The following is an 18,798-nucleotide window of genomic DNA, read 5'->3' as shown; positions in this document are numbered from 1 at the left end:
GTTTTTCTTTACCTAAATTATTGTTAGCAATATAAGCTCAATTAGAACTTGTATTCCATACCAATCGCTAGGTAATCGTTATCTGTCGTTTCGTCTTTCTCTTGCTTAGTGTAGAAAGCGAATAGTTTTGCGTTTTTGTTAAGCTTGTAATCAACACCAACAGATGTTGCTACTTTGTCATCAGCATCCGCATCAAACTCAAGTACTTGGTATTGTGCTTTTAATGTGTAGTCGTTAATTTTGTATGCTGCATTAACTAAGAAACCATCTGCTGACTCAGAGCCGTCGATTTTTTCTTGTGTTTGATACATTGCACCTAGCTTAACACCCGCTACTTTGCCGTGAATTGAACCACGAACAACGTCATAACCTTTCACTTCGCTATCTACCGCAACAGATGCGTAAATCGCAGATTTTTTAAGGCCTTTATCACCATAGGTTACTGCTGCTGAGTAACCATTATCAGCGTCAGCTGAATCTTCAGCAATTACAGAGCCAATAACTTGGAAACCGTTAAACTTAGGTGTTTTATAAGTGATTGAATCACCCATACGGTTTTCACCTTTGAATACGTTTTTAATATCGCCTTCAAGGTCGTTGAATAAGTCTAGTTTACCTTGTGATTGCTTTAATGCTGTGTCGTTACGACCGATTAATACTTCACCAAAACCGCCTTGTAAACCAACGTATTGGTTACGTGACTTAAGATGGTCATCACTGCTGTTTGAAGCATCTGACATATCAACTTGCCACTCAAGCTTATAAACAACTTTTAAGCCTGACTCTTCACTAAGTGTCTCACTGCCTTTTACACCAAAACGAGACGCGTTGCTTTTAATTTCAGTAAAAGAGCCTTCGCCTTCATCGCTATTTTGTACTGTAACATTCGCTTTACCGTAAACGTTTACATCAGCCATTGCAGGTGCTGAAAGTGCAGCTAGTAAAGATAAAGCAAGGGGAGCCTTAACATTTTTCATGTGAAAACCTCTAAATGAGTGAAATATATTTGTAATCAATTTGAACGAGGCGCAGTGTGTCATCAATACGTGACAGAAATATTACACTTGAAACTTTTTTTTCATTTTTCTGTATTCAAATTGTCACTTACCAATAAATACAACATCTGAGAGAGAATAATTACATTAAGAAAAGTGACATTTAGTTGTCATGTTTATGTATAGGAACAATAAATTAGCAAAATATCTTCACAGAGTTTGTTTATGCCACTAAACTAAAAAATATAATTGAAACAACTATAACGAAGTACAGTGCTGCCTAAACTATTGTTAATTGAAGACAATCCCTCAATTTCTAAAATACAACGACATGTTGCACTTAGAATTGGCTATCAAGTCGATATTGCCGATAGCTTAGCATCCGCGATTGATTTGATTGAAGTAAATGATTACTTCTGCGCAGTTGTCGATTATGTTTTACCCGATGCATCAAATGGTGAAGCCATTCCATTAACGATTGGCGCATCAATCCCAACGATTGTAATGACTGGAAAATTAGACGACAAAACCCGTGATACCGTCATGCAATACCCAGTTGTTGATTACATCACCAAAGAGAGCCGCCAAGCATACACTTACCTAGAAACACAGCTTAAACGCTTGCCGCGCAATGAAAATGTGCGCGTGCTTATTGTTGATGACTCAAGAAACACCCGCAAACTGATTAAAAGCTATTTGTTAAGACACAAATATTTAATTGCCGAAGCCGAAGACGGTGTATCGGCACTTGAAAAGCTTGCGCAGTTTGACGATATCAAAGTGATTATTTCTGACAACGAAATGCCAAATATGGATGGTGTTACCTTAACCCGTAAAATTCGCGAAAAGTTCAATTCTGAAGATAAAGTAATTATTGGTATTTCAGGTACCGATGATAATCGCGTATCGGCTAATTTTTTAAAAAATGGCGCCGACGATTATCTGCGTAAGCCCTTTTACCCAGAAGAGTTTTATTGTCGCGTAAGCCAAAACTTGGATATGCAAGAAAACATTGCCACCATTCGTCGTCAGGCTAATTCGGATTACTTAACCGGCCTACCAAACCGTCGTTATTTCTTTGAACAAGCAAACACCCTTTTAAAGCGTCAAAAGTTCGCGCACCAAGTAGCAATGCTCGATATCGACCACTTTAAAGCTGTAAACGATAACTATGGCCACGATGCTGGCGATATCGTGCTAAAGGAAGTATCACGTTTATTTGATACCATGTTTGGCAAAGATCACTTAGTTGCTCGCTTAGGTGGTGAAGAGTTTGCCGTGTTGTTTAGAGATGAAAATCACAAAGACAATCAAGCACTGCTTGAGCAATTTAGAGAAACCGTTAGTCAGCTGCAAATTGATTGTGCAGATCAAACACTCTGTGTAACCATTTCGATTGGGGTAACCGTAAAAGATACACAGAGTACAGATGAAATATTAAAGCTTGCTGATTTGTGCCTGTATCAAGCAAAAGAGCAAGGCAGAAACCGCGTTATTGTGGGTTAACCGCTACGCGCTTTGCGTTACGGTAAGAGTCAAAACTAAATAGCGCGAGTGCAGACCAAATAAAACCAAAGGTTACCATACGGTCGGCACTAAAGGTTTCACCATAAAACAGTACAGCCAAAATAAACATTAAGCTTGGCCCAATGTACTGGAAAAAGCCTAAAGTTGAATATTGAATACGACGCGCAGCCGCTGTGAAACAAAGTAGAGGCAGCGTAGTCACAATACCTGCACTAATTAACAATAAATTAAGCGATACGCTATTACTGGTTAAATCACTGGTTGGTGTATCTAACCCCCACCAATAAATTAGCGCTACAGGCAACATAAATAACGATTCAATCAACAAACCTGGCAAGGTATCTACCGGCAATTTCTTACGAATTAATCCATAAAGTGCAAACGAGCTTGCTAAGCTAAACGCAATAACCGGAAACGAACCAAAGCTAACAAGCTGAATAACCACGCCAGCTACCGCCAGTACAACCGCAACAAGCTGTAATCTGCGTAAACGTTCTGATAAAAACAACACACCCAACAACACATTTAACAACGGATTGATGTAGTAACCTAAGCTGGCATCTAACATATGGTTATTATTTACAGACCAAATAAACAACCCCCAGTTAAAACCAAGTAGTGCGGCGCTAAGCAGTAACCAGCCTGCAGTTTTCACATTAAACAACGCACTTTTAACCGAACGCCATTTTTTAACTACCGTAAGAATTACTAATAAGAATAAAACTGACCACACCACACGGTGCAATAATATTTCCATCGCGGCAACATGATCTATTGCCTTAAAATAAATTGGGGCGAGCCCCCACATTAAAAATGCAGCGATGGCAAAAATAACGCCTTGCTTTTGACTTTGCATATCAATCACTCAACAACTCAGGGAGCGCCAGTTTAGGGATCTGCTCAATTTAAGTAAAGACAGCGCGATAAAAAGACTTTAGAATTAGCGCTCGCTAAATTGCATGCTTTGTAAGTCAATGCAGATAACATAATGCCAATCAAATACACCTTAATGTAATGGAAAATCAACAAGCGACCCAACCAGTAATGCAGCAGCAAACGCCTCACAGCGTATTAAGTTCAGTATTTGGCTATAAGCAATTTCGTGCTGGGCAAGAGCAAGTCATTGACGCCGTGCTTGCAGGTCAAGATTGTTTGGTTTTGATGCCAACCGGTGGTGGTAAATCATTATGTTACCAAGTACCTGCATTACTGTTACCCGGTATTACCATTGTGGTGTCGCCGCTTATTTCCCTTATGCAAGATCAAGTAGCACAGCTAAAAGCACAAGGTGTTGCAGCAGCATACATTAACAACAGCCAATCGCGCGAAGAACAGCAATTAATTTATCAAGGCCTGCACCAAGGCCAAATTAAAATTTTATATGTAGCACCTGAGCGTCTGCTTACTGACGATTTTAGTACCCGCTTACAGCATTTAAATATCGGCTTATTTGCCATAGATGAGGCGCACTGTGTTTCTCACTGGGGTCATGACTTTAGGCCTCATTACTATCGTTTAGGGCAGCTTAAACAACGCTTTAGCCATATTCCTATTATGGCACTCACAGCAACAGCAGATATTGCCACGCGTAACGATATTGTGATGCAACTGGGTCTTACTAACGCCCATATTTATACGGGTAGTTTTGACCGCCCCAATATCCGTTACACTATTGAAGAAAAATTCAAACCGCTTAGTCAGTTAATGCGTTTTTTAAAAGAACAAAAAGGACAAAGCGGCATTATTTATTGCTCAAGCCGAAAGCGCGTTGACGATATTGCTGAAAAGCTCGTTGATGCCGGTTATAACGCAGCGTCTTATCATGCAGGGCTTGAAAATGAACAGCGCACATTTGTGCAAAATGCCTTTGCCCGTGACGATATTCATATCGTAGTGGCGACAGTTGCCTTTGGTATGGGAATTAATAAACCCAATGTGCGTTTTGTTATTCATTACGATATTCCTAAAAACATTGAGTCGTACTATCAAGAAACCGGTCGCGCCGGCCGTGATGGTCTATCAGCCGAAGCCATTATGTACTTTGACCCTGCCGATGTGCCGCGCGTAAAACGTTTTTTTGATGATATTCCAGACGAGCAACGTCGCAAAGTAGAAGAGCAGCGCTTTAATGCCATGGCCAGTTTTGCTGAAGCGCAAACCTGTCGCCGCCAAATACTGCTTAACTATTTTTCTGAGTATCAAGGTAAGCCTTGCGGAAACTGTGATATTTGCTTAAATCCGCCAAAACAATTTGACGGTACTGAGCTGGCTCAAAAAGCATTAAGCTGTGTTTATCGCGTCGAGCAAAAGTTTGGTATGGGTTATGTGATTGAAGTATTACGCGGCGCCAATACCATTCGTATTCGCGAAAACCAACACGACCAACTTTCAACGTTTGGCCTTGGCAAAGATAAATCAGTTGAATATTGGCTGAGTATCTTGCGTCAACTTATTCACCACGGATTATTGCACCAAGATATCACGCAATCATCTAGTTTACGCTTAACAGAAGCAGCTCGCCCAGTATTAAAAGGTGACTTTGCCCTGCAGTTAGCCGAGCCGCGACTTGAAGTGAAACACGTTTACAAAGACAAACTCGCACGCTTTAACTACGATAAAAAGCTATTTGCCAAACTTCGCGGCTTGCGTAAAGAACTGGCTGACGCAGAAGACGTACCACCTTATGTGGTATTCAGTGATGCTACGCTTGCTGAAATGGCGCAAAAGATGCCAACCAGCGATGCCGAATTCTTAAAAGTATCGGGTGTTGGATTTACCAAACTCAATAAATATGGCGCCTACTTTATGAATGCCATTCGTATGCATTTAACCAGCTAATTATTGGAGCATATAATGACTAGCAAAGCCCTTTTCTCAGACCATATTTTAATTACCCCAGTTGAACTGCCAGATGATGAAGAATTTGAGCTGTGGGCAAGTATTTATCTTCACAATGATGCGATTTCATCGTTAGAATTTGAACAAGGTGCCGACCGCTACTTAATGCGCTTCAAATTTAAAAACACCTCATTTAATTTAAACTTTGAACACTATAGTCAAAGCATTTGGATTAATAGCGACAGTCAGCAAGACCTCTATTTATTACCTGAACTCTATTCATCGCTTTAGTTTTGACATTACTTTTCACCATGCTAGCGTGAGGTAAAACATAACAATAAGAATAATAGCCATGTTTAAAAAAACGTTACTCACGCTCGCCCTATTCGCTGTTCCAAACTGCTTTGCAGCACAAACCCTTATTCACGCAGGCGAACTACTGGTTCACGCCGATAAAACACCGCTTTCAAAGCAAACTATTATTATTGAAGACGACAAAATCGTCAGTATTCAAGCTGGTTTTCAACAAGCCGGCAATGAACAAAAATTGATCGACTTATCTGACAGCTTTGTAATGCCAGGCTTAATGGATATGCACGTGCATTTGCAATTTGAGCTAGGACCAGAGAACGATGCAGAAATTGCCAAAGTATCACCCGAACTAGTCGGTATGCGCAGTGCACATTACGCCAAAAAAACCTTAGAAGCCGGTTTTACCACAGTGCGTGATCTTGGTTCCAATCCACAATATATGTATGCCCTGCGTGATGCCATAAACAAAGGCTGGCTTGACGGGCCGCGTATTATTGCTGCAGGTGGGGTTGCGATTACAGGTGGTCACCTTGATAGCAGTGGCGTGCACCATGAAATGCTGGATAAATTTGCCTCAAAAACTACCTGCGATGGCCCTTATGACTGTCGCCGTGCGACGCGTCACGCCATAAAGTATGGTGCTGACTGGATTAAAGTTGCAGCTACAGGCGGCGTATTAACAGACCGCGCAACTGGTACTGGCCAACAAATGGAAGACGATGAGCTTGATCAAGTAGTGAAAGCCGCAAGCACCATGGGTAGAAAAGTAGCAGCACACGCTCACCAAGAAGATGGCATTATTGCCGCACTTGAGTCCGGTGTTGCCAGTGTCGAACATGGCTCTTATGCGGGCAAAAAAGCCTATAAACTGTTTAAGAAAACGGGCGCCTATTTAGTGCCTACTTTGCTTGCTGGTGAGACCGTTGTTGAAATGGCAAATAACTCTAACTTTATGAGCGATGCGATAAAGGCCAAAGCGATCCGCGTTGGCAACGATATGAAAGGTAATTTCTTTAATGCCTATAAAGCCGGTGTAAACATTGCCTATGGTACCGATAGCGGGGTATCAAAACACGGTACCAACGCGCGTGAAGCCGTACTAATGGTTGAAGCCGGAATGCCAGCAAAACAAGTGCTCAAATCGGCTACAATTAACAGTGCTAAATTGCTTGGTTTGGAAAATCAGCTAGGCACTATCGAAAGCGGTAAATTTGCCGACATTATCGCCACTAAGGCCTCGCCATTACAGGATATACAGCAGTTAATGGACGTCACTTTCGTAATGCGTTCAGGCCAAGTAGTTAAGTAATAAATTATTATATTTTAATTAGTTATAAGCAGCCATTGGCTGCTTTTTATTTGCTTTAATTTCTGCAAGACTAAAATTAATGGTATAGAATTAAAATAAACCCAAGTAAAAAGGAGCGTTATGTCTGTATTAAAATTTAGCCGTTTTAGCGCACTTTTTTGCCTTGTTTTAGTACCATTTTATGGCTATTGCGAAGCGCAAGCAGACGCCACGTCTAAGTCGGATATTTTTTCGTTAAGCCAATGCCAATGGCTTGCTGACCAGCCAAAAGAGCGTAAAAGTAACTTTGATATTGAAAGCATTGATAATTCTAAATTACCCGATGCACCCAATGCGATCATTAGCGATATTCGACTCGTTCGACATAATATTTTTGATACCAACAACCCTAAAGAAGATAACTTTTTATTTCGTGGTTTAAATACACTTAATATCGTCACCAAAGAACACGTTATTTTGCAGCAATTGCTGTTTCAACAAGGTGATAAATACGACCAGCAACTGCTACGCGAATCAGAACGCATTTTGCGTGATGCACGTTATTTATACGATGCTAAAATTGAAGCTGAACGTGATTGTGATGACAATATTGTGGTTACTATCACCACTAAAGAATTGTGGACCCTCACCCCAGAAATAAGCTATAGCCGCAGCGGCGGCGAGGATAAAACGCAACTTGGTTTTCGCGATACAAACTTGCTTGGTTTAGGTAAACGCGTTTCGCTTTCCTGGCGCAGCGATGCCGATCGTACTGGCTATACTTTTATCTATGACGACCCAAATATATGGGGCAGCCGCTATCGTAGCCGTTTTGAATTTAGCGATAATGACGATGGTGAACGCATCTATTTAGACTTTAAACTCCCCTTTTATTCACTCGCCTCACAGCAAAGTTATGGTGCTGTTACCTTAGATGATACAAAAGAGTTACCGCTTTATTATCGCGGTGATGTGGTATCGGAATTCAAACAAGAGAATCAAATTAACCAAGTATTCTATGGTCAAGGCAGTAAGCTGGGCAGCTGGACGAACCGTTGGCTTGTGGGCTGGCAACAAGAAGACTTTAAGTTTGAACAAATCGCTGAAACCACTTTGCCGTTAGCGAAAGATCGCTCGCTCAATTACCCTTGGCTTGGCTATCAGCTAATTGAAGATAGATACATTACCTTGAGCAACTTTGACTCAATTGGCCGCACCGAAGATTTAAATTTAGGTTGGAATGTATTTGCCCGACTCGGCTATTCAGATGAAAGCCTTGCTGATGACGATAGCCGTGTTGTACTTGAAGCCAGCGCCGCAAAAGCGTTTCATTTAAATGATAGTATGCTGTGGCGCTTGTACACCGGAGTGCATGGCTATTGGAACACAGAGCAACAAAAAAGCGAAAACCTACACGCCTACTTAGACACCAATTTTCTCTACAATAGCAGCAGCTATCGTGCATGGTTTGCTAATCTTTCACTGCGCTATGGTGGCAACCTAACAGCCGACCAACAACTGACTCTAGGCGGTGATACAGGCCTTAGAGGTTATCCACTACACTACCAAATGGGCGACCGCTCTGTGTTGCTCAATCTTGAAAAGCGCTATTACTGGGAGTATCACTTACTGCAACTGTTTAAAGTAGGTGGTGCTGTTTTTTTTGATGTGGGTCGCGCTTGGTTTCCCGATAAAAACAACGGCGAAAATGGCCAATTTTTAAAAGACGCGGGCATTGGCTTACGCTTAGCGCCAAGCCGTGCAACTGCAAAAACCGTCATTCATATCGACCTTGCCTTCCCGCTCGATAAAGACGACGAAATCGATACGGTACAGTGGGTGATTAAAGTTAAAAATCGTTTTTAATCTAACTGTTTTTTAAACCGCAATGACGCAATGAGCAAACCCAGCAAAGTAAAACCCATTAACCAAAGGGCATCATAGGTCATCTCACTTACTTCCACATCGCGCAGTACAATCGCCCGCATGGCTCTAATGTAATGCGTTGCAGGTAACCCTTCGGCAATATATTGGGCGACTTCCGGCATGCCTTCATACGGGAACATAAAACCTGAGAGTAAAATAGACGGTAACAACACAAACACCGTTAATTGCATGGCTTGCAGTTGGGATTTTGCAATGGTTGAAATGATTAATCCTAATACTAAGCTGGCTGAGATAAACAACAAGGTCATCAGCCCAAGCTGCAATAACGACCCGACTACTTTGACATCAAACACTAAATAACCTAGTGACAAAATAATCGTTACTTGCAGTGCGCCAATAAAAATAAACGGAATTATCTTCGCGAGCATCAACTCAAACGAACTGATTGGTGTATTTATTAGCATTTCTAAATTGCCGCGCTCTCGCTCGCGCACAATTGCCGCGGAGGTAAACATCACCATGGTCATAGTTAAAATAACCCCTACTAGCCCCGGCACAATATTCACGACACTGCGCTGGGCAGGATTGTAATATGGCGTTACCGCAAAGGTGGTCACCTGCCGATTAACAGGCTGCTTCATTAATTCACCAAGCGGCATATTGGCAAGCCCTTTAATTGCCCCTGTGATCATAGTGTCAGAGCCGTCCACCAGCCATTGCCCAATCGGCCTAACCAGCTGGTAATTACTTGAACTTGGCGTTGCGCTGCCTAGTGCTTGATGGCGAGAAAGGCGCTCAGCAACGTCGCGCGGAATAATCAAAACGGCTCTTACTTTTGCTTGCGCCATGGCTTTTTCCGCCAAGCTAACATTGGGGTATTTGGCAACCACTTTAACCGTTTGACCGGCTTCAACCGTTTGTATAAGTACGCGACCAAGCGCCGAATTACTTTGATCTACCACCGCAACGGGAATATCACGAATTTGCGTATTAATCGCAAAACCAAATAATAACAACTGGACTAAAGGGATCATCACCACCATAGCAAAGGTGGTTTTGTCGCGCTTTAGCTGGAGCAGCTCTTTTTTAACAATCGAAAAAATGCGAGATAGGTTCATATCGTTTGCTCCCGATTGTGCTCACCCGTTACGCTAACAAACACATCCTCAAGGTTCGGGCGCACCGCTTTCGCGGCAACTACATCGTCAAATTGCAAAAGCAATGTTTCAGCATCATTAACTAAATTATCAACAAGCACCCTAAGCCTTGCGCCAAGCTGAGTCGCGGAATGAATATGCTGATGTGATTCTAAGCTACGTTTAGTGCTACGCGAATTGTTCACCTCTACTTCAACAACTTGGCAATTTAGATTAGCCATTAACTGTTCTGGCGAATCATCGGCTCGCTTAATGCCTTTTTCTAAAATTGCCAATTTATGGCAGCGCTCGGCTTCATCCATGTAATGGGTTGAGACCAAAATGCTCGTGCCCAACTCACTTAAATCAAATAGCTTCTCCCAAAAATCGCGGCGATTTTCTGGGTCTACTGCTGAGGTTGGTTCATCTAAAAAAAGTAATTCAGGCTTATGAATGGTAGCGCCAGCTAAGGCTAAGCGCTGCTTTTGCCCGCCACTCATACTGCCGGCAAGCTGATTTGCTCTTGCTGCTAAATCATAAATTGATAACAACTCATCAATACGGCTGCGTTTATACTGGCCTTTTAAACTGTACGCATCCGCTAAAAATGCAAGATTTTCCGCCACGGTCAAATCATCATAAAGTGAGAATTTTTGCGTCATATAGCCAATTTTATAACGCAGTAAATTAGCTTGTTTTGGCAGTGATAAACCAAGTACTGATACATCACCACTTGTGGGCATTAAAAGCCCGGTTAACATACGAATGGCCGTAGTTTTACCGCAACCATTGGGCCCTAAAAAACCGTAAACTTCGCCTTTATTTATGGTTAAATCAAGCTGATTAACAGCAGTTACTTCACCAAACTGTTTGGTTAATCCATTCGCATTTATAACCGCGTCACTCATGGCAATTTTGCCTCAACCGGCAAGCCAGAGGGTAAATCTTTGTATTTTGATGGTAACTGGACTTCAGCAAGGTACATTAAACGGGTACGGTCATACTGATTTAGACCATAATACGGGGTAAAAGCAGCTTCATGGGAAAGCCAACGCACAGTGCCATTTATTTGCCCTGATTGCTCTGCAATAACAAGCTGTAGGTTATCGCCCACTTTTAATTTTGCCCGCGCTTGTTGTGGCAAATAAATACGCGCGAAAGGCGCTTCGCCAGCAAGCACAATCGCAACAGGGCTACCTAACGTAACGCGTTCGCCTAAATTCCAAGGTAAGTTATCCAAAAGGCCATCACGGGTTGCGGTGATATTAAGTTCGCTTAGTAATTTTTCTTCTGCGCTAAGTAACGCTTGCTGCGCTTTGACATTTGCCGCGGCGACTTGTAAATCTTCCACTCGCGTGCCATTAGTAAGTTCAGTTAATTGCTGTTTTGCCGCTTCAACATTAGCGGTTGCTGCATCTAAATTGGCTTTTGCACTGTCTAGGCTGATTTTAGGTGCGAGATCTTTTGCCACAATTTCAACCGCACGGTGGTAGTTCTGCTGCGCCTCTACCAAGTTAGCTTTATTAGCAGCAAGCGTGGCTTGCGCTCTTGCTACTTCTTCTTCGCGCGCACCGTTTTTAAGTTTAATAAAATGTGCATTCGCAGACTCTAAATCGGCTTTCACTTTGGCAACACGGGCTAATTGCTTAGTATTATCTAATTGCGCTAGCACATCCCCTTGTTTAACCATTCTGCCACGCTCTACTGGCAATGCAATCAACACCTCATTGACCGTTGCCGAATGGGTAATGCGGTCACGCTCTAACGTGCCAAGAGCAACACTCTGTTCATCACTGCACCCAACTAATAAAACGAACATTAAAATACTAAACCACGCTTTCATCAGCCTGAACTCCCTATCAAAAATAAAGGCGAGTCTTTAAGCTAGCAAAAAAGCGTAAACAATAAACTATTTAAATTATGAAAGGTGTGTTTTTAATGAGCAAACATGGGTTACATCAAGTTTGCTCGATATAAAAGAAGAGGTTTAAACTTAACTCGGATTAATTATGAGCGCTCAATAGTCAATTAACGCTGACTATACTCAACAAGCTCTCTACGCCCCCCGATAAACTTAGTCGCTAGTATCTTGTCACCTTTAATATCGCTGATGTAAGAGGTGTCTTTGTCTAATGTAGCCACTGTTTCTAGTTTATGATTAGTTAAATTGTAACGCCAGAAATTAGCTTTTAGATCAAGACCGTAGATGTTATCACCGATAGGTAACGCATAATTACCTTCTAGCTTTTGATTAAGCATTGTAAGTGCCTGCGTTTCATTATTTGCTTGAAGCCAGAAATTTCCTTGCAGATCTACGTAAACAATTTGATTATCTTTGATGTACGTTGCCCACGAAACGTTTTGAATATTGAGGTCGGCTGTCTCACCTGTGTTAAGGTCAATATCAAATAATTGCTGTTGATCTGATTGATTATCTATGACTAGCAATTTATGTGAAATTGTCCAAGGTAACACCAAACGCGCAGCAACAGGCGACTCTACTATTTGATAACTGCCATCTAAATTGACTAAAGCGATTTGATTATTAACGTTCACTACTAAACTCTTACCATTCGGAGCCCAATCATATCGCGTGCTATTGAGGCCTTGTTCGAATTTAGTTAGTTGGTAGGTTTTATTATTGTCTTTGAGCCATAATTGACGCTCTCCTGAACGAAAAGAAACAAAAGCAATTAAATCACCACCAGGCTGAAACTTCGCATCAATATCTGGCACAGTAGAACGAGAAAAAACATCAAATCCAGCTTGCTCACCATCCAAGGTTAAATAACCAATATCAAAATCTTTAGTACCATAGGTCACAGCAAATTTTGTTTGGTCTGGGTGGTAGCTCGGTGTCCACAACCCTGTATGAGTAACTGGATGCATTAACGATAGCTTACCATCTAAATCTAAACGATAGATCTTGCCTTCTATATCAGTAATAAAATGACTACCGTCAGGAGCAAACTTAATCGAAAAGCGCTCATACACTGAATGACTTTCATGGCGCTTAATTTCCGCCTCACTTTTAACTTCACCCGATAGTGTTAAAGTTCTCACAACATTGGCGTTTTCGCTACCTAATGTCACCGTTGCCAAAAGGCCTAATTTACGCGAATAGTCTAATGAGTAGATGCGCCCAGCATGATCATGTGATACCTGCGATATTTGATCTGAAACCGCATCGTAGATAACAAGCTCAGGTTGATTACTCTCAGGCTCAGGGTATTGAAGTAAAGCAATACGTCCGTCATTTAACCATGTTGGATGAGTTGTTTTTATTTCTGCACAGTCATAACGCAACTTATTGTTTGCGTTGCCGTTCCACGCATGAGCAAAATCCAAAGTTTGTAATTGCCAACACTGTTTGATTTCTGTTGGTGTATCAGAGCAATTTGATTGCAGCACAAATGCTAGCTGAGAACCGTCCGAAGACCAGCTCAATTGACTATAGTGTCCAGGCTTTATACTTAATCGCTGCTCTTGATTATTGTTCAGATCTTTTGCCCACAAATGACTTTCACACTGTCCGACAAATCGATTAAAGACTAAGTATTTGCCATCAGGAGAATAGGCAGCATTGTATTCTTGTTCATCACTGGCCGTAAGCGGTGTTACTTGATCATAAATAACAGGTTTAGATGGCCATAGAATAATAAGCGATAAAATAGCGAGAGTAATAACAGCAAATAACAACCCGTTTTTTCTCAACTTAGATTGCTCAGGGATTAACGGCGGGGTTTGCTTTGTTTCAATATTTTCCCAACGAACATTGGCTTCTAAGCTATATCCCTTTTTTGCGTGGGTTTTGATAAACGCTTGTCTTTTACTATCGTCACCAAATGCTTTTCGCAATTGAGCAATCGCTCTTTGTAACGTATTAGGGCCAACAACGCTGTTTTCCCAAACGATATCCATAAGCTCATCATGACTCACTACTTCGCCAGCGCGTGAAGCCAAAACTTCTAACACCTTAAGTGCTTTTGGTGGAATAGGCATAGCCTGTTGTTGATGCTCTATTTGGTTACGCGAAACATCAATAAAGTAGTTATTTACCCAAAACGCTTTGGTCATAAAAGAGACGGCGGTCCTTATTCGTTATGCGTCAAATCTTACCTCGCACTTTGCCTCAAAATAAAGAAAAAATAAAGAAATCAGCTAAACGTCAGGTTTTTTTCATGTACGTCAGGTCGCATACAGGCAAGTTGGAGCAATAGTTATTTACTATCAATCCAAGTGACTAAGGAAAGAGAGAAAGACAATGAATTTACCTAGCAAAAACATAATAACAATCGCCTTATTGACTAGTTTAAGTAGTGTGGCTTCTGTTGAAACTAAATTAACGGGGCCTTATCTAGGGCAAAAAGCGCCGGGATTAACAGCTGAAGTATTTGCACCAGACATTATCTCAACAAAAGGCTGGGAATATGGCGTTGTTTTCGCACCAAACATGAAAGAAGTGTACATGGTTCGAGAAGTAAATGCTGACACAAAACCAGAACAACAATTTGTCGTATATGAAAAAGACGGTGAAAATTGGAATGAGCGTGTGATTTCAAAACGTGTTGGTACGCCGACGTTATCTCCGAATAACAAAATCATGTTTTTTGGCAGAGGTTACAAAGAACGTACAACAGATGGTTGGTCAGAAATGAAAAAACTAGGCCCAGATTTTGAGCCTTACCGTATTATGCGTGTAACCTCTTCTCTCAACGGAATGGTCACATTTGATGAAGCCACTAAAGACGGAAAAGGATTATTGCGCTATTCAACCATGGAAAACGGCAAGCTAAGCAAGCCAAAACCATTCCCTAAAGAAATTAATACAGGTACTTGGAATGCTCATCCTTTTATCGCACCTGACGAAAGCTATGTCATTTGGGATGGTCAAAGAGGTGAAGATACCCGTAATTCGGATCTATTTATTAGTTTCAAACAATTAGATGGTTCTTGGGGGGAAGCTATTAAATTTGGTGACAATGTCAATACTTTAGAAAATGAGTTCGCAGCTCAATTATCACCTGATGGGAAGTACTTATTCTTTAATCGTAATGGTGATGACCGCAATGTAGATACCTATTGGGTAGATGCAAAGGTCATTGAAGAACTAAAACCAGATCACATTAAAAAATATCTAGCCAAACTAGGCCCATCGCCAACAGCGGAGCAAGCTTCAGGTTCTCTTTGGAATACCCCTGTCTTGACAAAAGCATATACGAACACCAAGCCAGTATCGACGGATAACAGCCTAGTTGCAGGGAAGCTACCTCTTTCAAAAGATAAGGCATCAGCGATTATTAACCTAACAAAAGAAATTGGCGAAGGAAAACATGGAAAATACGACAGTTTGTTAATTGCTAAGAACAATAAACTTGTTTTTGAAAGCTACCACCAAAGAGGCCGCTTTGGGTTAGCTCATGGACAAGCTTCAGCAACGAAAGGATATACGAGCTTGATCGTTGGCCGTGCAATCCAGTTAGGCTATTTATCCATGGCCGACTTACATAAACCGCTAATCAGCTTCTTAAAAGAATTAGACACAAGCAAACTAGTCGCTGGCGCCGATAAGATTACGCTACATAAAGCACTAACGATGCAAGGTGGTTTAACAATTGATCGTGATAAATGGAAAGAAATTGAAAAAGCTCCAGAGCAATTAGAAGGCCAAAAACTAGTGCAAAGGATTTTACAAGAAAGCGCTGCAATCACTGAAGAAACGCAATCGTATAAATACGGTAATTTCAATCCAATGCTTGTCATGACTGTAATCGATGCGGTAGTTCCTGGCGGTGCGCAAGCATTTATCAAAACTGAGATACTAGACAAGCTAAACATCTCTAATTATAAATGGGACACACACATAAGTGGCTTACCACAAGCAGGGTGGATGGTTAGGTTAACGTCACGGGACATGCTTAAACTTGGTAGTATTGTTGTCAATAATGGTAAATGGCAAGAAGAACAGTTTATTTCGCCAGCTTACCTAAGCAAAGCAACAAGTAATATCATCAAGCCAACTGAAGACTGGATGCCTGATGAATACCGTTATGGTTACTACTGGTACAGTATGCCTGTAGTTGTTGAAGGTAAAACATATGACCTTAATGTCGCATGGGGCGGTGGTGGAAACCGCGTAATCGTAGTTGATGAGCTTAACTTAGTCATCGCTATTACTGGTCATGACAGAGAAGACACCATAATGAAACAAATTTCAGATGTCGTTATTCCAGCGTTTGTTAGTTAGTAAAGTTAATCATTTGAGCCTAAGAAGGGCTAGTTCGTTGAACTAACCCTTCTTTGCTGCTTATAACCCAAAAGCATCCAAGAGGTCTTACTATACTGATTAAATCAACACTAATTTGCTAAGAGGTTGTCTTTTATGTAATTTCAATTGTCTTCGTTTTAATTATCAGAAATTATTCAACAAGCTTGGCCGCACGCCCAGCCGGAGCTCCACGCATACTGGAAATTATAACCCCCGAGCCAACCGGTTACTTCGGTGACTTCACCAATAAAATAAAGCCCTTTAACTTTATTCGCTTCAAATGTTTTAGAGCTTAATTCGGCGCTATTTACACCACCTAAAGTAACTTCAGCGGTTCTATAACCCTCTGTTCCATTAGGTTTTATTTTCCAGTTATGAATAAAATCAGATAATTGTTCAATTTCAGTATGAGATAACTGATTAATCGCTTTATCAGGAATATCACCACCCGTTACTAAAATTTCAATAAAACGCTTTGGTAACAAACTCCCAAGCATATTTTTAAGTGATTTTTGGCCATTTGATTGACGTTGTGTATGAATTTCACCCGCAAGTTCTAGCTCTGGTAACAGGTTGATTGATATCGCCTGACCCGCACGCCAAAACGATGAGATTTGCAGTGTTGCTGGCCCCGATAAGCCTCGGTGCGTAAACAAAATATTTTCTTTAAACTGTGTGCCGTCGTCTGCTGTCACAATACTCGGTACACTAATACCAGATAAAGCTTCAAAACGTACCTTATCGTGCTGATGCAACGTGAAAGGCACTAAAGCAGCCATTGTTGGCAATACATCTAAGCCAAACTGCTCTGCAATTTTATAACCGATTGGTGTTGCACCTAGTTTTGGCATAGTTAAACCACCAGAAGCCACCACCAGCGATTCACAGCTATAGCTTGCTTCACTGGTTGTTACTGTAAAACCATTCTCTGTTTTTTCTACGCTCAATACTTCTTGGCGAAGTTGGATTGTCACCCCCGCCCATTCGCATTCGGTTAATAAAATATCAACTATATCTTGCGCTGAGTTATCGCAAAATAGCTGACCGAGTGTTTTGTGATGATAGGCAAGGCCATGGCGATCAACGAGTTCAATAAAGTCATGTTGGGTATAGCGGCTTAAACACGATTTAACAAAGTGCGGATTAGTACACAGATAATTTTCTGGCGAGGCATTTTCGTTGGTAAAATTACAACGGCCGCCGCCACTAATCAGGATTTTACGGCCCGGTTTTTTACCCATGTCAATCACAGTTACTGAGCGTCCACGGTAACCTGCTTGTGCGGCACACATTAAACCTGCGGCACCTGCACCAATAACTAATACATCAACCTGAACCATTTTTATTACCCGCTTCGCTATTTTGGCCGCGCATTATAAACAAAAAAAGCCGCATCTGCGGCTTTTTGAATCAATAAAGTAATTATTTTACTTTAGATAAATAATCAGCAATTGCTTCTAGCTCTTCATCAGTAACATTAGCAACCATTGCCTTCATCGCAGAAGCCATGCCATTGTTACGCTTGCCAGATTTAATGTCTTTCATTTGAGCTAAAGCGTACTCTTTGTTTTGACCTGCAAGTTTAGGGTAAAGAGGCATAATTGGCGCTTTACCTTCAGCACCATGACACGTTTGGCACATTTTAGCTGTATAAAGTGCCGCACCATCCGCTGCGATTGCATTGCCTGACGCCATGCCCACAAGTGTTAAAGCCGCTACACTGAGCGTTTTTGAAAGTTTATTCATATTATAATTCCATCTCGACGGTAAATAATTCTCAATTGCAATATACTGTTGAATCAACAAGTTAAACTCGCACTAACCTATTGTAGACCACTTTCATACTGTTTTGTAAAGACAAATCCGTATAAAAAACAAACAAGCATACAAGATTGAGTCGCTAAGCGAACGTTACCTTGCGTTTGATCAAATTTATTTACTTAACCACAAACAAAAATGCCTCAATAAATGAGGCATTTTTTACACAGTGGATTACCACATGATGTCATCTGGTATTTCAAAGTCTGCGTAAGGATCATCTTCATCCTTTTGATCTTTTTCCGGCTCTGCATGCAGTACAATATATTTTTCGTCTACCTCAGCAATTTTGCGTGCAGGTTCATCAGGCAGTACATAGAACTTGCCCTCTAAATAGCAAATAGCCAACAAACCTTTTACCAGTTGTTTGTGAGTAATTTCATTAACTTCAAGTTCTTTAATTTTGCTTTCAAAGGTAAAGTTAAAGGTAACATCACCACTAATTTCGTCTTGGTTGTGATGCTCTAGAATTTGTTTAACGCGAGCTACCTGCTCTTTTTCTTTTAGTTCAGCCTGCTTCTGCGCATTTACTTCAGCTGCTTTTTTAGCTTGCTCAGCTTTAGTTTGCTCAATATGCTTTTGCAAATCGGTTGGGTTACTGGTTGCGCCTTTTTTCTTCTTCTTTTTGTTTTGTTTACGCTTTTCTGACTTAGCAACCTTCATATTATGCTCAGTAGTAAGGCCTGCTTTTAGCAACTGATCTTGTAATGAACCCATGATTAATTCTCT

The 18,798-nt window shown here is 41.2% G+C and carries 15 protein-coding genes; 6 read left to right on the top strand and 9 right to left on the bottom strand.

The features are described 5' to 3' along the window. Window positions 1-41: 41 nt before the first annotated feature. Complete coding sequence (locus tag AN214_RS14250; RefSeq protein WP_010562084.1) at window positions 42-977, bottom strand: porin; 936 nt, start codon at window positions 975-977, stop codon at window positions 42-44. A gap of 291 nt (window positions 978-1,268) precedes the next feature. On the opposite strand from AN214_RS14250, the gene AN214_RS14245 reads away from it, so the two are divergent. After that, on the top strand, window positions 1,269-2,501 hold the full coding sequence (locus tag AN214_RS14245) for a response regulator (protein ID WP_054980330.1): 1,233 nt from the start codon (window positions 1,269-1,271) through the stop codon (window positions 2,499-2,501). On the opposite strand, the gene rarD is transcribed toward AN214_RS14245, so the two are convergent. Then, the gene (rarD, locus tag AN214_RS14240; RefSeq protein ID WP_054980341.1) at window positions 2,488-3,378 is read right to left on the bottom strand and encodes an EamA family transporter RarD; all 891 of its coding nucleotides are present in this window, start codon (window positions 3,376-3,378) and stop codon (window positions 2,488-2,490) included. The genes AN214_RS14245 and rarD overlap by 14 nt on opposite strands. A 158-nt stretch (window positions 3,379-3,536) precedes the next feature. Here rarD and recQ point away from each other — a divergent pair, with 158 nt between their 5' ends. From recQ to AN214_RS14220, 4 genes are all read left to right on the top strand, one after another. Next, a complete protein-coding gene (gene recQ, locus AN214_RS14235; protein ID WP_200911136.1) occupies window positions 3,537-5,360 on the top strand; it encodes a DNA helicase RecQ in 1,824 nt (607 codons plus the stop codon). A gap of 15 nt (window positions 5,361-5,375) precedes the next feature. Next, a complete protein-coding gene (locus AN214_RS14230) occupies window positions 5,376-5,651 on the top strand; it encodes a DUF3630 family protein (RefSeq protein ID WP_054980329.1) in 276 nt (91 codons plus the stop codon). 61 nt (window positions 5,652-5,712) lie between these two features. Beyond that, window positions 5,713-6,981, top strand: coding sequence for an amidohydrolase family protein (locus AN214_RS14225; protein WP_152960774.1), 1,269 nt, complete (start codon window positions 5,713-5,715; stop codon window positions 6,979-6,981). Window positions 6,982-7,101: 120 nt separating this feature from the next. Continuing rightward, window positions 7,102-8,826, top strand: coding sequence for a BamA/TamA family outer membrane protein (locus tag AN214_RS14220; RefSeq protein ID WP_054980327.1), 1,725 nt, complete (start codon window positions 7,102-7,104; stop codon window positions 8,824-8,826). Here AN214_RS14220 and AN214_RS14215 read toward each other — a convergent pair. From AN214_RS14215 to AN214_RS14200, 4 genes are all read right to left on the bottom strand, one after another. Beyond that, window positions 8,823-9,965 (bottom strand): ABC transporter permease, encoded by a 1,143-nt coding sequence (locus AN214_RS14215; protein ID WP_054980326.1) that lies wholly within the window; start codon window positions 9,963-9,965, stop codon window positions 8,823-8,825. The genes AN214_RS14220 and AN214_RS14215 overlap by 4 nt on opposite strands. After that, a complete protein-coding gene (locus tag AN214_RS14210) occupies window positions 9,962-10,891 on the bottom strand; it encodes an ABC transporter ATP-binding protein (protein ID WP_054980325.1) in 930 nt (309 codons plus the stop codon). Before AN214_RS14210 ends, AN214_RS14215 begins: the two co-directional genes overlap by 4 nt. Continuing rightward, window positions 10,888-11,826, bottom strand: a complete 939-nt coding sequence (locus tag AN214_RS14205; protein ID WP_054980324.1) for an HlyD family secretion protein — start codon at window positions 11,824-11,826, stop codon at window positions 10,888-10,890. Before AN214_RS14205 ends, AN214_RS14210 begins: the two co-directional genes overlap by 4 nt. A gap of 185 nt (window positions 11,827-12,011) precedes the next feature. Continuing rightward, window positions 12,012-14,060 (bottom strand): winged helix-turn-helix domain-containing protein, encoded by a 2,049-nt coding sequence (locus AN214_RS14200; RefSeq protein ID WP_054980323.1) that lies wholly within the window; start codon window positions 14,058-14,060, stop codon window positions 12,012-12,014. A gap of 187 nt (window positions 14,061-14,247) precedes the next feature. Here AN214_RS14200 and AN214_RS14195 point away from each other — a divergent pair, with 187 nt between their 5' ends. Next, window positions 14,248-16,230, top strand: a complete 1,983-nt coding sequence (locus AN214_RS14195; protein WP_054980322.1) for a serine hydrolase — start codon at window positions 14,248-14,250, stop codon at window positions 16,228-16,230. A 176-nt stretch (window positions 16,231-16,406) separates the two neighbouring features. Here AN214_RS14195 and AN214_RS14190 read toward each other — a convergent pair whose 3' ends face one another. The 3 genes from AN214_RS14190 to AN214_RS14180 all read right to left on the bottom strand — a co-directional run bounded on the left by AN214_RS14190 (window position 16,407) and on the right by AN214_RS14180 (window position 18,786). After that, window positions 16,407-17,591 carry an NAD(P)/FAD-dependent oxidoreductase gene (locus AN214_RS14190; RefSeq protein WP_054980321.1) on the bottom strand — a complete coding sequence of 395 codons (1,185 nt, stop codon included), beginning with the start codon at window positions 17,589-17,591 and terminating at the stop codon, window positions 16,407-16,409. Window positions 17,592-17,673: 82 nt separating this feature from the next. After that, on the bottom strand, window positions 17,674-17,946 hold the full coding sequence (locus tag AN214_RS14185; protein WP_394228488.1) for a c-type cytochrome: 273 nt from the start codon (window positions 17,944-17,946) through the stop codon (window positions 17,674-17,676). Window positions 17,947-18,243: 297 nt separating this feature from the next. Beyond that, complete coding sequence (locus AN214_RS14180; RefSeq protein WP_010562096.1) at window positions 18,244-18,786, bottom strand: DUF2058 domain-containing protein; 543 nt, start codon at window positions 18,784-18,786, stop codon at window positions 18,244-18,246. Window positions 18,787-18,798 lie beyond the last annotated feature (12 nt).

The sequence above is a fragment of the Pseudoalteromonas sp. P1-9 genome, from assembly GCF_001399975.1.
Taxonomy (GTDB): Bacteria; Pseudomonadota; Gammaproteobacteria; order Enterobacterales; family Alteromonadaceae; genus Pseudoalteromonas.
This window is presented reverse-complemented; position numbering and strand designations above follow the sequence as displayed.

What these genes read in the sequence shown, in the direction of transcription:
- AN214_RS14250 (WP_010562084.1), bottom strand. Translation starts at nt 977, where the DNA reads ATGAAAAATGTTAAGGCTCCCCTTGCTTTATCTTTACTAGCTGCACTT.
- rarD (WP_054980341.1), bottom strand. Translation starts at nt 3,378, where the DNA reads ATGCAAAGTCAAAAGCAAGGCGTTATTTTTGCCATCGCTGCATTTTTA.
- recQ (WP_200911136.1), top strand. Translation starts at nt 3,537, where the DNA reads ATGGAAAATCAACAAGCGACCCAACCAGTAATGCAGCAGCAAACGCCT.
- AN214_RS14230 (WP_054980329.1), top strand. Translation starts at nt 5,376, where the DNA reads ATGACTAGCAAAGCCCTTTTCTCAGACCATATTTTAATTACCCCAGTT.
- AN214_RS14225 (WP_152960774.1), top strand. Translation starts at nt 5,713, where the DNA reads ATGTTTAAAAAAACGTTACTCACGCTCGCCCTATTCGCTGTTCCAAAC.
- AN214_RS14220 (WP_054980327.1), top strand. Translation starts at nt 7,102, where the DNA reads ATGTCTGTATTAAAATTTAGCCGTTTTAGCGCACTTTTTTGCCTTGTT.
- AN214_RS14215 (WP_054980326.1), bottom strand. Translation starts at nt 9,965, where the DNA reads ATGAACCTATCTCGCATTTTTTCGATTGTTAAAAAAGAGCTGCTCCAG.
- AN214_RS14210 (WP_054980325.1), bottom strand. Translation starts at nt 10,891, where the DNA reads ATGAGTGACGCGGTTATAAATGCGAATGGATTAACCAAACAGTTTGGT.
- AN214_RS14205 (WP_054980324.1), bottom strand. Translation starts at nt 11,826, where the DNA reads ATGAAAGCGTGGTTTAGTATTTTAATGTTCGTTTTATTAGTTGGGTGC.
- AN214_RS14200 (WP_054980323.1), bottom strand. Translation starts at nt 14,060, where the DNA reads ATGACCAAAGCGTTTTGGGTAAATAACTACTTTATTGATGTTTCGCGT.
- AN214_RS14195 (WP_054980322.1), top strand. Translation starts at nt 14,248, where the DNA reads ATGAATTTACCTAGCAAAAACATAATAACAATCGCCTTATTGACTAGT.
- AN214_RS14190 (WP_054980321.1), bottom strand. Translation starts at nt 17,591, where the DNA reads ATGGTTCAGGTTGATGTATTAGTTATTGGTGCAGGTGCCGCAGGTTTA.
- AN214_RS14185 (WP_394228488.1), bottom strand. Translation starts at nt 17,946, where the DNA reads ATGGCGTCAGGCAATGCAATCGCAGCGGATGGTGCGGCACTTTATACA.
- AN214_RS14180 (WP_010562096.1), bottom strand. Translation starts at nt 18,786, where the DNA reads ATGGGTTCATTACAAGATCAGTTGCTAAAAGCAGGCCTTACTACTGAG.